Source organism: Streptomyces sp. YS-3 (assembly GCF_045257485.1).
Lineage (GTDB): Bacteria > Actinomycetota > Actinomycetes > Streptomycetales > Streptomycetaceae > Streptomyces.
Map to the genome: position 1 here is coordinate 1 of NZ_JBJHPC010000177.1, position 12,357 is coordinate 12,357.

Below are 12,357 nucleotides of genomic sequence, written 5' to 3' on the forward strand. Positions count from 1 at the left end.
CGCCCACCCACCCCAAGTTCCGATCCGTTGAGAGAGGCCGTCCCATGGAAACCCATCAGCACCGCACCGACGCCCTGGTCGTCGGCAGCGGTTACGCCGGATCGATCGCGGCCCTGCGGCTCGCCGAGGCCGGGGTCGACACGATCGTGCTGGAGCGTGGCCGCCGCTGGCAGGTCGGCGCCGACGGCGACACCTTCGCCACCCAGCACCGGCCGGACGGCCGCGCGTCCTGGCTGAGCCCGAAGTCCCCGCTCACCGACCGGACCCTCGACATCTACCCCGGCGTCCTCGAATCCCTGGAGGGCAAGGGCCTGACGATGATCGCCGCGGCCGGTGTCGGCGGCGCCTCGCTGCTCAGCAACGGCACCATGGTCGAACCCTCGCCGGAGCTGTTCCGCCGGGCCTTCGGGGACTTCCTCGACCAGCGGGAGATGCACGACGTCTGGTATCCGCAGGCCCGGGAGCTGATCGGCTGCTCCCCGATCCCCAAGGACGTCCTCGACTCCGACTTCTACCGCTCCTCGCGCGACTTCATGGACCAGCTGGAGCGCGCGGGCATCCCCTACGACCTGGTCGACCTGGCCGTCGACTGGGACGTCATCCGCGAGGAGATGGCCGGACACCGGGCGGCCTCGCACATCGCCGGGCTCAACGTCTTCGGCGTGAACAGCGGCGCCCAGCGCAGCATGGACCGCACCGTGCTGGCGCGCGCCGAGGCGAGCGGCCACGTCGAGGTGCGTCCGCTGAGCGTGGTTACCGGCATCCGCCCGTACGGCGAGGGCCACCTGGTCACGTACGACGAACTGGACGAGCGGGGCGTGCCGGCGGCGCGGCACGAGGTGCGCACCACCCACCTGGTCCTGGCGGCGGGCACCCTGGGCACGACCCGGCTGCTGCTGCGCGCGAAGGCCACGGGGCGGCTGCCGGACCTGGACGCCTCGGTGGGCACCCGGGTCGGCAACAGCGAGGTGATCACCGCCCGGACGGGTATGGCACCCAACAACCCGGCGCAGGGCGGCCCGTGCTCGGTCATCGTCAAGGACTGGCAGGACAACCCGCACGCCCCGGTGACCCTGCTCAACTTCCCCTGGGTGGACGCCCCCTCCGACGAGGGGTGGATCACCACGATCGGCGCCTCGCCGACCGAACCGCTCGGCTCCTTCCGCTACGACGCCGCCCGGGACGACGTCGTCCTGAACTGGCCCGTGGAGGATCCGCGCGCGGTGCGGGCCACCCACGCGGTCCAGCACACCCTGGACCGGCTCAACGCGGCCACCCCCGGCAGCAGGACCGCCTTCAACCGCATCGGCACCACCGGCGGCAACGTGGTGGGCGGGGTCCCCCTGGGCCTGGCCACCGCCGCCGACGGCAGTGTGCGCGGCGCGCGCAACCTGTACGTGGTCGACAGTTCGCTGCTGCACGGCTCCTCCGGCGCCGTGCCGCCGGCGCTGACCATCGCGGCGGTCGCCGCCCGCGTGGCCTCGCTCCTGGTGGCCTCGGTGACGGGCGCCTGACGCACCCGCCCGTCCGTGAGCGGACATACGAGAGGGGCTCCCCCGACAGGTTCGGGGGAGCCCCTTCCTCGTGCCCCGCGCGGCCCGAAGTGCCGCGCGGCTAGCGGAGGTTCGGGATGACGTGCTCGGCGAAGAGGCGGGCGGTGCGGACCGTCTCCTCGTAGGGCGGGTTGCCGGAGATCATCTGGAGGCTGATGGTGACGTCGCCGTACCACTCGCGGATGGTGCGCAGCCGCTCGGTCACCTCGTCCGGGGTGCCGACCAGCGTCTTGTTCTCGGCCACCGACTTGTCGAAGTCCGACTTCTTGATCTTGTCGACGATGGCCTCGTACCCGGCGTATCCCTCGCTGCGCCGGGTGCCCCACGCGGCGACCGCGTCGACCATCACCGCGTTGGTGCGCTGGGAGTACTCCCGGCCCTTGGCGCGGGCCTCGGTGGAGTCCTCGGCGAGGTAGCAGCCGTAGCTCAGGTGCACCTCGTCACCGCCCGGCGCGTGACCCGCCTCCGCGTACGCCTTGCGGTACAGGGTGAGCATCTCCTGCACCTTCTCGCGCTTGGAGATGGACGGCACCAGCAGCAGCCCGTGGCCGTCCTGCCCGGCCTGCTCGCAGGAGGAGGGGGTGATGGCCGCGGCCACCAGGATCCTCGGGTGCGGGCGCTGGTAGGGCCGGGGGAGCAGGGTGACCGGGCCGAACTTGTAGAACTCGCTGTCCCAGACCACGTTCTCCTCCGCCCACAGCTTCTGGCAGGCCCGCAGACCGTCCAGGAAGCGCGGCCGGCTCTCGTCCATGGCCAGCTCGAACGCGTCGAACTCGTCGGGCAGGAAGGCCCGGCCGAAACCGACCTGGAGGCGCCCGCGCGAGATGTTGTCCAGCATGGCGAGCTTGCCGGCCAGCTTCAGCGGGTGGGTGAAGGCCGGGATCACGGCGCCGGTCACCAGCTTGATACGGCTGGTGCGGGCCGCCGCGGCGGCCAGGAAGGTGACCGGGTCCGGGCTGTAGCCGCCGTACTTGAAGAAGTAGTGCTCGACGGTCTTGATGTGGTCGTAGCCGAGCTCCTCGGCCAGCTCCACGAGCCGCAGGGCCTCGTCGAAGTACACGTCGGCGGGCTTCTCTTCGGGGCCGACGGTGGGGAAGAAGTTGATGCCGAATTCCATTGCTACTCCGTGACGTTGGGGTGTGCGGTCAGAACACGACTCCGGCGCCGCCGTCCACCGGCAGCACCAGGCCGGTGGCGAAGGACGCCTCGGGGCGGGCGAGATGCACCAGCCACCAGGCGATCTCCTCGGGCTGTCCCACCCGGCCGAGCGGCACCCGGGCGCGCTGGCGCTCGCGCATCCGCTCGATGCCGGCGGCGTCGAGTCCGGCGTGCTCGCCGATGGGGGTCTCCACGGGGCCGGGCGCCACGGCGGCGACCCGGATTCCGCGCGGCGCGAGTTCGAGCGCCCAGGTTCGGGTGAGGAAGTCCAGCGCCGCCTTGGTGGCGCCGTAGACGGAATGGCCGGGCCAGCCGCGCTGGTTGCCGGCGGTGGTGACGTTGAGGACGGTGCCCTTGGCCGCTTCCAGGTGGGGCAGTGCCTCCTGGGTGAGGAAGAGCGGCGCGAGCAGGTTGGTGGCGACCTGGCGGCGGGTGTCGTCCGCCCCGATGGCGCCGAGCGGGGCCGAATGCATGGTGACGGCGTTGTTCACCAGCACGTCTAGCCCGCCGAGTTCGCGCACGGCCGCCTCGACGACCAGGCGCGGTCCCTCCGGCGTCGAGATGTCGGCGGCGAACGGGTGGATCCCCGGCCGCCCGACGGCGGTCTCCGCGAGCCGGGCGGCCCCGCGTCCCACCACCAGCACCCGGGCGCCCTCGTCGGCGAAGGCGTGCGCCACGGCCCGCCCGATGCCGGTGCCGGCCCCGGTGACGACGACGCACCGCCCGGCGAGGCCCGTGTCCGCGCCCGTGGCCGGGCCGGTCACAGCTCGGTGCGCTCTCCGTCGGTGCCCACCGGCGACCACCACAGGTTGCCGCGCGTGACACCGTCGGCGAACAGGGCGCTGCGGCCCTCGACGATCCGGCCGTTCTCCCAGCGCAGCATGTGCACGCCCTCGACCTGGAGCCGCTCGTACGGGGAGACGGTGCCCTCCTCGGCGTGGGCGCGGTAGCCGTCGAGGCGGTAGATGTCGACGGAGATGCCCTCCGCCTCGTGGATCAGGATGCTCAGCGTCTCCGCCTGGATTCGGCCGCCGCACGCCTCGCCCAGCTTGCCCATCTTCTGGAGGTAGTCGTCCAGGCCGTTGAACCAGCCGGCGAACTGGTGGTTGCCCGGCATCTGGAAGCGCAGGTCCTCGGACCAGTATTCGACGATCTTGGTGCGGTCGCCGGTCATGAGGGCCGCGTAGGCAGCCTCCACCCGCTCACGTGTCAGATCGGCCATGGTGTTCCTCCTGCTCGGAGCCGGTGTGCGAACCGGCGACGCTGTCATGGGAGTTGACCCGGTGCCGGACGAGCCAGCCGTCGTCGTGACGGACCAGCTCGTCCCGCCCGGTGGTGCTCAGATGGAGTTCGCAGCGCCCGCCGCGCGGCGTCTGGAGGAGCACCGCGTCGTAACGGGTGTGCACGGCGCCGTCCGGGGCGGGGCGCACGGTCAGCATCCCGATCAGATACCGCCGCACCCGCCCGTCCGCCCGGCGCTCGCCCACGGCCCCGCGGGCCGCCGCCGCGATCGCGGCGCGCCCGGTGCGTACGGGCGGCGCGTTCCCGGCGAAGACCTTGTCCGCCGGGGCCTCCTGCTCGAAGACGGCGTCCTCGGCGAAGGTGAGCGCCCAGCGCTCCACGTCGCCCTCGCCGAGGAGGCGCACCTGGTGGGCGTAGAACCGCTGGATCTCGTCGTAGAGACGGCCGTCCGCGGTCTCCGCGGCCCCGGGCGCCACCGGTTCAGGCCCCGTCGTGGGCGATGTCGCGGTGCTTGATCAGCCACCGGCCGGACCGCCGGACCAGCACGTCCTCGCCGGTGGTGCTCAGATACACCGAGGCCTTGCCGCCGCGCGGGGTCTCGAAGACCACCGCGTAGTACCGGGTGCGGACCGCCTCCTCGTCCCCCGCCTCCGCGCTCTCGGGGGTGGCGACCACCATGGAGAACCAGTGACGGCGCTGGACGTCGCGCCCCGCGAGCCGGTCGATGCCGCGCCGCATGGAGGTGGCGATGTCGAGACGGCCCTTCCACGGCTCGGGCTTGACGTTCTGCGCGAACACCCCGTCCTCGGTGAAACCCTCGGCCCACTCCTCCGCTTCACCCGCGTCGAGCACCTGCATATGGCGGGCGTAGAACTGGAGGATCTGGGCGTACGTGTCCGCCGAGACGGCGGGCACTTGGGTGCCGGCGGTGGCCATCACCGCCGCGACATCGGGGGTCACCGGGCGGCTCCGGCCTGGCGGGCCACGCCCTCGACCACGACGTCGCTCAGGTGCGGCTCGCCCTTGATGACGGTGCCGAGCGCCTTGAGACGGGCCCGGAACTCGGGCTCGGCCAGCGCCGTGTCGAAGGACTCCTTGCTGTCCCACTCCGCCACGTTGAAGTAGACGCCCGGGTCCTTCTGGGAGCGGATCAGCTGGTAGCGGATCAGCCCGGGCTGCACCTCCATGAACTCGGCGACGTGCGCGTAGATCCGCTCCAGCTCCTCGGGCTTGCCGATGAGCGTCAGCTTGTTGACGAAGACGACCACGAAGACTCCTCGTTAGGACGAACGGTGGCACCCGGCCACCGGTGGTGGCCCCGGGGGCGCTCTCCACCCTCCGCCGCGCCGCTGATGCCTGGTTGGTGACTCGTTGGTGGCACGACGGCGCCGCGCCGCCACGACCGGGCCCCCAGCCCGTCGGTATCGCGCCCCGATCCGGTCACCGCCCCGGCTGCCGATGCTGAGGGCACCGTCCTGTCCACCGAACCCGGGAGTGCCCGTGTCCGAGGCATCCGTGCCCGTCCTCATCGCCGGCGGGGGCCTGTCAGGCCTGTCCACCGCGCTCTTCCTCGGTCTGCACGGCGTCCGGCCGCTGCTGGTCGAGAAACACCCCGGCACCTCCGTCGTGATGAAGGCACGCGGGCAGTACCCGCACACCATGGAGGCGCTGCGCATCGGCGGGGTGGCCGACCGGATCACCGCCGCCTCGCCGGGCGGCACCGGCGACTTCTACATGGCGCTCGCCGAGACCCTCTCCGGCCCGGTGCTGCGCGGCATCATGACGCAGGGCGAGATGAGCATGGGCCATGTCTCGCCCGAGGACTGGGCGATGGCCAGCCAGGAGCTCACCGAGGTCGTCCTCGCCGAGCGGGCCCGTGAACTGGGCGCCGACCTCGCCTTCGGCACCGAACTCGTCTCCTTCACACAGGACGCCGACGGGGTCACCGCGCTCCTGCGCGACGTGGCCACCGGCGCCGAACGCACCGTACGCGMCCAGCWGCTGGTCGGGGCGGACGGCCGCAAGAGCCCGGCCCGCCGGGCTCTCGGCATCGGCGTCCACGGGCGGGGCCGGCTGGGCGAGGTCTTCCGGGTCTTCTTCGACGCGGACATGAGCGGCCCGTTGGCGGGGCTCGCGGGCGGGGTGACCGAGGGCCGCAGGTTCGCCCTGTTCCATCTCCTGCACCCGGTGCCGGGCGTCTTCTACACCACGGACATCCCGGGCCGCTACGGCTACATCCACGGTATGACCAGGGACCAGCCCGACTTCCGCGACTACACCGAGGAGCAGTGCGCCGCCCTCGTACGCACCGGTCTGGGCATGCCCGACCTGGAGCTGACGGTGGCCGGGTCGGGCCGCACCGAGATCGTGAGTGAGGTCGCCGACCGGTTCACGGTGGGGCGGGTGCACCTGGTGGGCGACGCGGCCAAGGTGGTGCCGGCGCCCGGCGGGCTCGGCGGCAACACGGCCGTCATGGACGGCTTCTACCTCGCGTGGAAGCTGGCCATGACCGTCCGCGGCCAGGCCGGTCCCGGGCTGCTCGCCAGCCATGACGCGGAGCGCAGGCCCGTCTCCGACATGATCGCGGAGCAGCAGTTCGCCAACACCGTGGAGCGCCTGGGCCCCGACCTCGACGACGGCACGGCCGCCGCGCCCATCGACCCGGTCGTCCAGGTCTTCGGCTACCGCTGCGCGCAGGGCGCCGTGGTCCCGGAGCCCGGGGACGCGGGCGAACTCCTGGAGGACCCGACGGCCCCCACCGGCCGCCCCGGCTCGCGCGCGCCGTACGTGCCGCTCGACGGGGGCGGCTCCACCACCGCCCTGTTCGGCCGCTCCTTCGTCCTGCTCGCCGGGGCCGACGCCACAAAGTGGGAGGCCGCGGCGGAGAGCGCCGCGGGCCGGCTCGGCATCGACCTCGCCGTCCACCGCGTGAGCGGCTGGGAGAAGAGCTACGGCGTGACCCCCTCGGGCGCGGCCCTGGTGCGCCCCGACCGCTTCATCGCCTGGCGCGCGCCGGACGACTCCGCCACGGACGGCCTCGAAGCCGCCCTGCGCACGGTCCTGGATCGTCCCACCGACTGACCCACACCGTGTCCCACCTGCTGAAACGGAGACTGCGACCATGACCATCCTGGTGACCGGGGCGACCGGCAACGTCGGCGGCAAGGTGCTGGCGCGCCTGCACGCGGCGGGCCATTCCGTACGGGCCCTGACCCGCGACCCCGCCCGCGCCCGGCTGCCCGCCGGTGTCGAGGTGGTGGGCGCCGACATGGGCCTGCCCGACACCCTGCCGGACGCGCTCGACGGCGTACGCGAGGTCTTCCTCATGTCGCTCGGCCACAACAAGCGCACCCATGACGCCAACCTGGTGGCCGTCGCGCGCAAGACGGGGGTGGAGCGTGTCGTGCAGCTGTCCACGCTCGGGGTCGCGGAGGTGGAGGAGGAGAACGACACCCCGCTGGGCCTGTGGCACCGCCAGGCCGAGAAGGCGCTCATGGAGTCGGGCCTGGCCTGGACCGTCCTGCGGCCCAACGGCTTCATGACGCACGCCCTGGGCTGGGCGCAGGCGGCGCGCGGGGACGGCGTGGTGCGCAGCCCCGTCGCCGATCTGCCCGAGGCGCTGGTCGACCCCGAGGACATCGCCGACGTGGCGGTGCGCGCGCTGACCGGGCCGGGCCACGAGGGCCGCGTCTACGCGCTCACCGGCCCCGAAGCCCTGACGGCTCGTCAGCAGGTCGCGGTGCTCGGCTCGGTGATCGGACGGAAGCTGCGCTTCGAGCAGATACCGATCGAGGAGCACCGCGCGATCATGGCGGGGCTGTACGGGGAGGCGACCGCCGACGGCGTCGTGGCGGCGCTGCGCAAGGCGCTGGAGTCCGGTGACGACTTCCGCGGGCGGCTGTTCCCGGACGTGCGGAACGTACTGGGCCGGCGCGCGCGCAGCTTCCGGGACTGGGCCGAGGCGCACAAGGCCGACTTCGTCTGATCCCGGGCCGGCCACCACCGGCCTCGCCCGACACGGCACGGTGCCCGGCGTCCACCGGATGGACGCCGGGCACCGTCGTGCTCGCCGCGAGGGGTTGGCCGGGGGTCAGGCCGCGGCCCGCGAGAAGGCCCGGGTGCGCTTCTCGTAGCGCGGGCGCCACACGGCCTTGAAGAGGAGGCGCACGGGCGGCGGCACCACCGCGAGCGCGGTGCGCCGCGTCTCCTCGGAGGCGCCGTCGAGGACCCAGGGGAAGTACAGGGCGCCGCCCTTGACCCCCAGCATCCGCCGCTGCTCGGCGCCGAAGGTGTCGTACTCCTGGGCGCTGAGCACCTCCAGGACGAGGGGCAGGGCCGCGCGCTCCTCGTGGTCGAGGCGGTGGACCAGCTTGTCGCTCACCTGGGCGATCAGGGCGGGCAGCCGCTCCTGCCGCCCCTGGGCCAGTACCTCCTCGACGGCTTCGAGGAGCGGGTCGAGGGCCTCGTGCTCGGCGTCCATCTCGTCGAGCATCCGCGACCGGGCCGGACTGTCGGCGAGTTTGGCGCGCATCAGGGGCCACAGCACCTTGTCCTCGGCGGTGTGGTGGATCGTCAGGAACGTCTGGAAGGTCTCCCACCCGGTACGGAACGCGGAGCCCGGCGCGGTGCCGTGGTCCTGTGCGGTGGCGGCCAGCAGGGCCAGGTCGCGCCGGAAGGCGTCGTGGGTCGCGTACATCAGCGTCAGGTCGGGCTGGGTGCGGCCCTCGGTGGCGGTCATGGCGGGAGTCCTCTCGCGTGCGGGGTCGGACGGCATTGCGGTCTGCGCGGCGGTGGGGGACGACGCCGGGCCGGCACTCGACGGTGCACGGTGTCCCGTACCTGTGGAACAGCATGCCCCACACCGAGATGTGGGGCAAGTTGTTCCACAGGCCGGTTCGGTGCAGACTGTCGCCAGCGGGCCCCGGGACGGCCCCCGCGCCGGACCACGTTGCCGCGCTGACGCACGTGACCTGCGCGTACGCCACCGCGAGACCCGGCCGCGCGCCCTACACTCGTCCCACCACGACGACAGGACGGAGCCGGATGTCCGCCCCCACCGAGCCGAGCCGCACCCCCGGCGCGCCGGGCCGCGGGCCCGATCCGCGGGCCGAGCGCAGCCGCGCCGCCGCGCTGGCCGCCGCCCGCGATCTCCTCATCGAGCAGGGCTGGTCGGCGGTCACCCATGTCGCCGTCGCCGCCCGCAGCGGCGTGGGCCGTACGACCCTCTACCGCCACTGGCCCGACGCCTCGGGCCTGGTCCGGGACGTCATCGCCGAGCGGATCTCCACCGCGCACACCCCGCCGACCGGCGTCCTGCGCGACGACCTGGTCCGTGAACTCGACGGGCTGCGGCGCCTCCTGCACGACCCGGTGAGCGACCGAGGGCTGCGGGCCGTCATCGAACGGGCCGGGGTCGACCCGGTCTTCGCCCAGCTCAAGGAGGCGCTCTACCGCGAGGGCTCGCGTGTCTTCCGTACCGTCCTCGACGCCGCGAAGGCGCGCGGCGAACTGGCCGCGGACCTCGACCCGGATCTGGCCGTCGACCAGTTGGCGGGCCCGCTGATGTACCGCCGGCTGCTGGCGGGGCGCCAGATCACCGCCGAGTACGTCGAGCGGGTGGTCGACGACTTCCTGGTGGCGCACGCCCCCGCCTGAAACCCGGGCCCGCCCCGGCACACGTACCGGGACGGGCGCACGGACCTCGCGCGGTCGGTCAGCGCACTGCCTGCCCGGCCTCGGCGCGGCCCCGCAGGGACGCGCTGACCTTGGACAGGCGCAGCGCCAGCTGGATCTCCAGGGCAGGGCCCGGCTGCTGCCACTCGGGGCCCAGGAGCTGCGAGACGCGTTCCAGCCGCCGGGCCACCGTGTTGGTGTGCACCCTGAGCGCCTCGGCCGCGTACGTCGGACTGGCGCCCGCCGCGAAGTACGCCTCCAGGGTCGCCGCGAGATTCGTCGAGCGCCGCTCGTCGTAGGTGAGGATCGGGCCGAGCGTCTGCTCGATGAACGCGCCGATGTCACGGTTGCCGCCCAGCAGCATGCCGACGAAGCCGAGTTCGTCGGCCATCGCCGGGGTGTCCGCGTCCTCCTTGCCGAGGATCGTCAGGACGTCTAGGCAGGCGGCGGCCTCCTGGTACGCGGCGAGCAGCTCCTCGGGACCGCCGCAGGCCGAGGCCGCGCCGACCGCCACCGGCCGCCCCAGGGTCCTGGCGAGGCGCTGCTTCACGTCGTGGGCGGCCTCGCGCGCGTCCGTGTGCGGCAGCAGAAGCACCAGATGGCCGTTGTGGACCGTTCTGGCGCCCCCGCGGAGCCAGACGAAGGTCGAGGTCCAGGTCGACAGGGCGTGCCCCTCGCCGGCCGGGAACCGGGTGACGATCACGGCGTGCCGGCGGCTCAGGTCGAGCCCGAGCCCCTTGAGCCGGCGCTGGCAGCGGCGGCTGAAGGGAATCCCGTCGAGCAGCCGGTCCAGGGCCTCGTCGCGGAACTTGCGGTCGGCGGACTCGGCGCCGCGGTTGAGCGTGACCAGGATCGCCGCCGCCTGGGCCGCGTGCCGCACCAGGTCCGTATCCGGCGTACGGCCCGCCCCGCAGCGCAGGACCAGTGCGCCCCGGTCCTCCTTGCCGGCCCGCAGGGGCGCGACCACGGTGCCCTCGTCCAGGTGGACGACGCGCTGCTCCGCGCGGGCGGTGAAGGCGGCGGCGGCCAGCTCCTGCTCGTCGTCCCACCGGCCCTGGTCGCGCGCCATGATGTCGTCGTTCTCGTCGCGCAGCGAGACCGAGCCGTCGAGGACCTGGCCCGCCGTGACCGTGAACGCCTTCACGTCGACTCCGCCGAGGGCGAGTTCGACGAGCCGTCCGCCGCTCTGCGCGGTCCGCCGCCGCGCCTTCTCCCGGGCGCGCAGCCGGTCGACCTCGGCGGCGAGGTCGGCGGCCCGGGAGCGGGCGCGCTCCAGGGACTGGACGGAGTTCACGGCGGGGACGGCGTAGGTGGCGACCGTCGACAGGGTCGCCACCTCGTCCGCGGTGTACGAGCGGGCCACCCGGTCACCGCCGAAGAGCACGCCGATGACCTTGCCCTCACTGCGCAGCGGCACCGCGAGCAGCGCCGTCAGCCCCTCTTCCAGGACGACCGCCTCGATGTGCTCGGAGCGCGGGATCGTGTCGTCCCGGTGGCAGTCGGCGGTCCACACGGGCGACTGCCCGACCGCGTTGATGGCGTTCATGCCCTGCCAGACGGGGACGCGGGCGACCCCGCCGAGCACGGAGATCGCCCCGTCCGCCGCGCGGATGCAGGACCCGTCCTCGCCGTCGAGGAGGAGCACCCAGGCCATGTCCACGTGCAGGAGCAGCCGGGTACGGCGTACGAGGGTGGTGAGCAGCGAGTCGAGGTCGTCCTGCTCGGCGAGGGCGCGGGTCGTGTCCATGAGCAGGGCGAGCTCGTTCTTGCGCCGCTCCAGGTCCGCCAGCTGCTGCTCGACCCCGAGGGCCAGTTGCTCGGCCCGTTCCAGATCGTCCACGACATGCGGGGGAGCGCCTCCCCGCCGCGCCTGGAGCGCCGGTTGACTGAAGGCTCCGCGGGAGGCCCGCATGGCCAGGAGTTCCAGATAGGTGACGGCACCACTGAGGGTGGCCGTGTCTTCGGACATCTCACTCCGTACTGTGCGCAGGGGGACGCTCCGCCCACCGGTCGCGCCGACGCGACGGAGCACAAGGGGTGATGGGGGTGTCCTGTCCTCGCCGGTCCGCCCCACGGCGGAGGGAGAACCGCCGCCCGGACGCGGTCCCCGCCCGGCGACCCGCCCGACGGGGCGGCCGTGGCACCGCTGACCTGCTCTTCGGCTCTGCGGCTGCTTTCCTCGTCACCACGAAAGAACCCCCCGCCCGCCATTAGGACTTCATCACGATGGCGCGATCAAGTAATTTCCCGTGTTTTGGCCGGAACTAGGTGCCGGGGTGGTTATCGGTGCGGGGGGTCGGCAGCGGCGGCCGGTGCCTCCCGTTCCCGTGGCGCTCTCCTTGACCTTGTCACTGGCGGCAGGGTTGAACGATGTCCGCCATGGACTCCGCAACCACCACCCCTGCATCCCGGACCACCAGGACCGTCGTCGTCACCGGCGCCGGTACCGGCATAGGCCGGGCCACCGCGCGTGCCTTCGCCGACGAGGGGGCCCACGTGCTGGCCGTGGGGCGGCGGCCGGAACCGCTGCACGAGACCGCCGACGGCCGGGCGGGGATCACACCGCTGGTCGCCGACATCACCGCCGAGGGCGCGCCCGCGCGGATCGTCGGAGCCGCGCTCGACCTGCACGGACGCGTGGACGTGCTGGTCAACAACGCCGGTATCGTACGCAGCGGTTCGCTCGCCGCCCTCGACCCGGAGGGGTTCGCACCACAGATCGCCACCAACC

Annotated in this window: 13 protein-coding genes; 5 read left to right on the forward strand and 8 right to left on the reverse strand. The window is 73.2% G+C overall.

The window, feature by feature from the left end; translation table 11 throughout:
• The first annotated feature begins 44 nt into the window (after nucleotides 1-44).
• Nucleotides 45-1,514, forward strand: a complete 1,470-nt coding sequence (locus ACJA3G_RS16660) for an FAD-binding protein (RefSeq protein WP_406553770.1) — start codon at nucleotides 45-47, stop codon at nucleotides 1,512-1,514.
• Nucleotides 1,515-1,614: 100 nt separating this feature from the next.
• On the opposite strand, the gene ACJA3G_RS16665 is transcribed toward ACJA3G_RS16660, so the two are convergent.
• Genes ACJA3G_RS16665 through ACJA3G_RS16690 form a run of 6 tightly spaced genes read right to left on the reverse strand, consistent with a single transcriptional unit; the run spans nucleotide 1,615 to nucleotide 5,221 of the window.
• Nucleotides 1,615-2,670 carry an LLM class flavin-dependent oxidoreductase gene (locus ACJA3G_RS16665; RefSeq protein ID WP_406553771.1) on the reverse strand — a complete coding sequence of 352 codons (1,056 nt, stop codon included), beginning with the start codon at nucleotides 2,668-2,670 and terminating at the stop codon, nucleotides 1,615-1,617.
• A gap of 28 nt (nucleotides 2,671-2,698) precedes the next feature.
• Nucleotides 2,699-3,475 carry an SDR family NAD(P)-dependent oxidoreductase gene (locus tag ACJA3G_RS16670; protein ID WP_406553772.1) on the reverse strand — a complete coding sequence of 259 codons (777 nt, stop codon included), beginning with the start codon at nucleotides 3,473-3,475 and terminating at the stop codon, nucleotides 2,699-2,701.
• Nucleotides 3,472-3,933, reverse strand: a complete 462-nt coding sequence (locus ACJA3G_RS16675; RefSeq protein WP_406553773.1) for a nuclear transport factor 2 family protein — start codon at nucleotides 3,931-3,933, stop codon at nucleotides 3,472-3,474. Before ACJA3G_RS16675 ends, ACJA3G_RS16670 begins: the two co-directional genes overlap by 4 nt.
• Nucleotides 3,914-4,429, reverse strand: a complete 516-nt coding sequence (locus ACJA3G_RS16680; RefSeq protein WP_406553774.1) for a nuclear transport factor 2 family protein — start codon at nucleotides 4,427-4,429, stop codon at nucleotides 3,914-3,916. The genes ACJA3G_RS16675 and ACJA3G_RS16680 overlap by 20 nt, the downstream gene beginning before the upstream one ends.
• A gap of 4 nt (nucleotides 4,430-4,433) precedes the next feature.
• Nucleotides 4,434-4,913 (reverse strand): nuclear transport factor 2 family protein, encoded by a 480-nt coding sequence (locus ACJA3G_RS16685; RefSeq protein ID WP_406553775.1) that lies wholly within the window; start codon nucleotides 4,911-4,913, stop codon nucleotides 4,434-4,436.
• Entirely contained in the window at nucleotides 4,910-5,221 is a 312-nt protein-coding gene (locus ACJA3G_RS16690) for an antibiotic biosynthesis monooxygenase family protein (protein ID WP_406553776.1), read from the reverse strand. Before ACJA3G_RS16690 ends, ACJA3G_RS16685 begins: the two co-directional genes overlap by 4 nt.
• 232 nt (nucleotides 5,222-5,453) lie before the next feature.
• On the opposite strand from ACJA3G_RS16690, the gene ACJA3G_RS16695 reads away from it, so the two are divergent.
• Entirely contained in the window at nucleotides 5,454-7,034 is a 1,581-nt protein-coding gene (locus ACJA3G_RS16695; RefSeq protein ID WP_406553777.1) for an FAD-dependent monooxygenase, read from the forward strand.
• Between the two features lie 40 nt (nucleotides 7,035-7,074).
• On the forward strand, nucleotides 7,075-7,938 hold the full coding sequence (locus ACJA3G_RS16700; protein WP_406553778.1) for an NAD(P)H-binding protein: 864 nt from the start codon (nucleotides 7,075-7,077) through the stop codon (nucleotides 7,936-7,938).
• A gap of 105 nt (nucleotides 7,939-8,043) precedes the next feature.
• Here the strand turns inward: ACJA3G_RS16700 and ACJA3G_RS16705 are convergent, their stop codons facing one another.
• The gene (locus tag ACJA3G_RS16705; RefSeq protein WP_406553779.1) at nucleotides 8,044-8,691 is read right to left on the reverse strand and encodes a hemerythrin domain-containing protein; all 648 of its coding nucleotides are present in this window, start codon (nucleotides 8,689-8,691) and stop codon (nucleotides 8,044-8,046) included.
• A gap of 305 nt (nucleotides 8,692-8,996) precedes the next feature.
• Here ACJA3G_RS16705 and ACJA3G_RS16710 point away from each other — a divergent pair, with 305 nt between their 5' ends.
• Nucleotides 8,997-9,608 carry a TetR/AcrR family transcriptional regulator gene (locus ACJA3G_RS16710; protein WP_406553780.1) on the forward strand — a complete coding sequence of 204 codons (612 nt, stop codon included), beginning with the start codon at nucleotides 8,997-8,999 and terminating at the stop codon, nucleotides 9,606-9,608.
• A 58-nt stretch (nucleotides 9,609-9,666) separates the two neighbouring features.
• Here the strand turns inward: ACJA3G_RS16710 and ACJA3G_RS16715 are convergent, their stop codons facing one another.
• On the reverse strand, nucleotides 9,667-11,595 hold the full coding sequence (locus ACJA3G_RS16715) for a helix-turn-helix domain-containing protein (protein ID WP_406553781.1): 1,929 nt from the start codon (nucleotides 11,593-11,595) through the stop codon (nucleotides 9,667-9,669).
• A 401-nt stretch (nucleotides 11,596-11,996) separates the two neighbouring features.
• Here ACJA3G_RS16715 and ACJA3G_RS16720 point away from each other — a divergent pair.
• Nucleotides 11,997-12,357: SDR family oxidoreductase (locus ACJA3G_RS16720; protein WP_406553782.1), on the forward strand; the 361-nt coding region annotated here is incomplete at its 3' end.

What these genes read in the sequence shown, in the direction of transcription:
- ACJA3G_RS16660 (WP_406553770.1), top strand. Translation starts at nt 45, where the DNA reads ATGGAAACCCATCAGCACCGCACCGACGCCCTGGTCGTCGGCAGCGGT.
- ACJA3G_RS16665 (WP_406553771.1), bottom strand. Translation starts at nt 2,670, where the DNA reads ATGGAATTCGGCATCAACTTCTTCCCCACCGTCGGCCCCGAAGAGAAG.
- ACJA3G_RS16675 (WP_406553773.1), bottom strand. Translation starts at nt 3,933, where the DNA reads ATGGCCGATCTGACACGTGAGCGGGTGGAGGCTGCCTACGCGGCCCTC.
- ACJA3G_RS16700 (WP_406553778.1), top strand. Translation starts at nt 7,075, where the DNA reads ATGACCATCCTGGTGACCGGGGCGACCGGCAACGTCGGCGGCAAGGTG.
- ACJA3G_RS16705 (WP_406553779.1), bottom strand. Translation starts at nt 8,691, where the DNA reads ATGACCGCCACCGAGGGCCGCACCCAGCCCGACCTGACGCTGATGTAC.
- ACJA3G_RS16710 (WP_406553780.1), top strand. Translation starts at nt 8,997, where the DNA reads ATGTCCGCCCCCACCGAGCCGAGCCGCACCCCCGGCGCGCCGGGCCGC.
- ACJA3G_RS16715 (WP_406553781.1), bottom strand. Translation starts at nt 11,595, where the DNA reads ATGTCCGAAGACACGGCCACCCTCAGTGGTGCCGTCACCTATCTGGAA.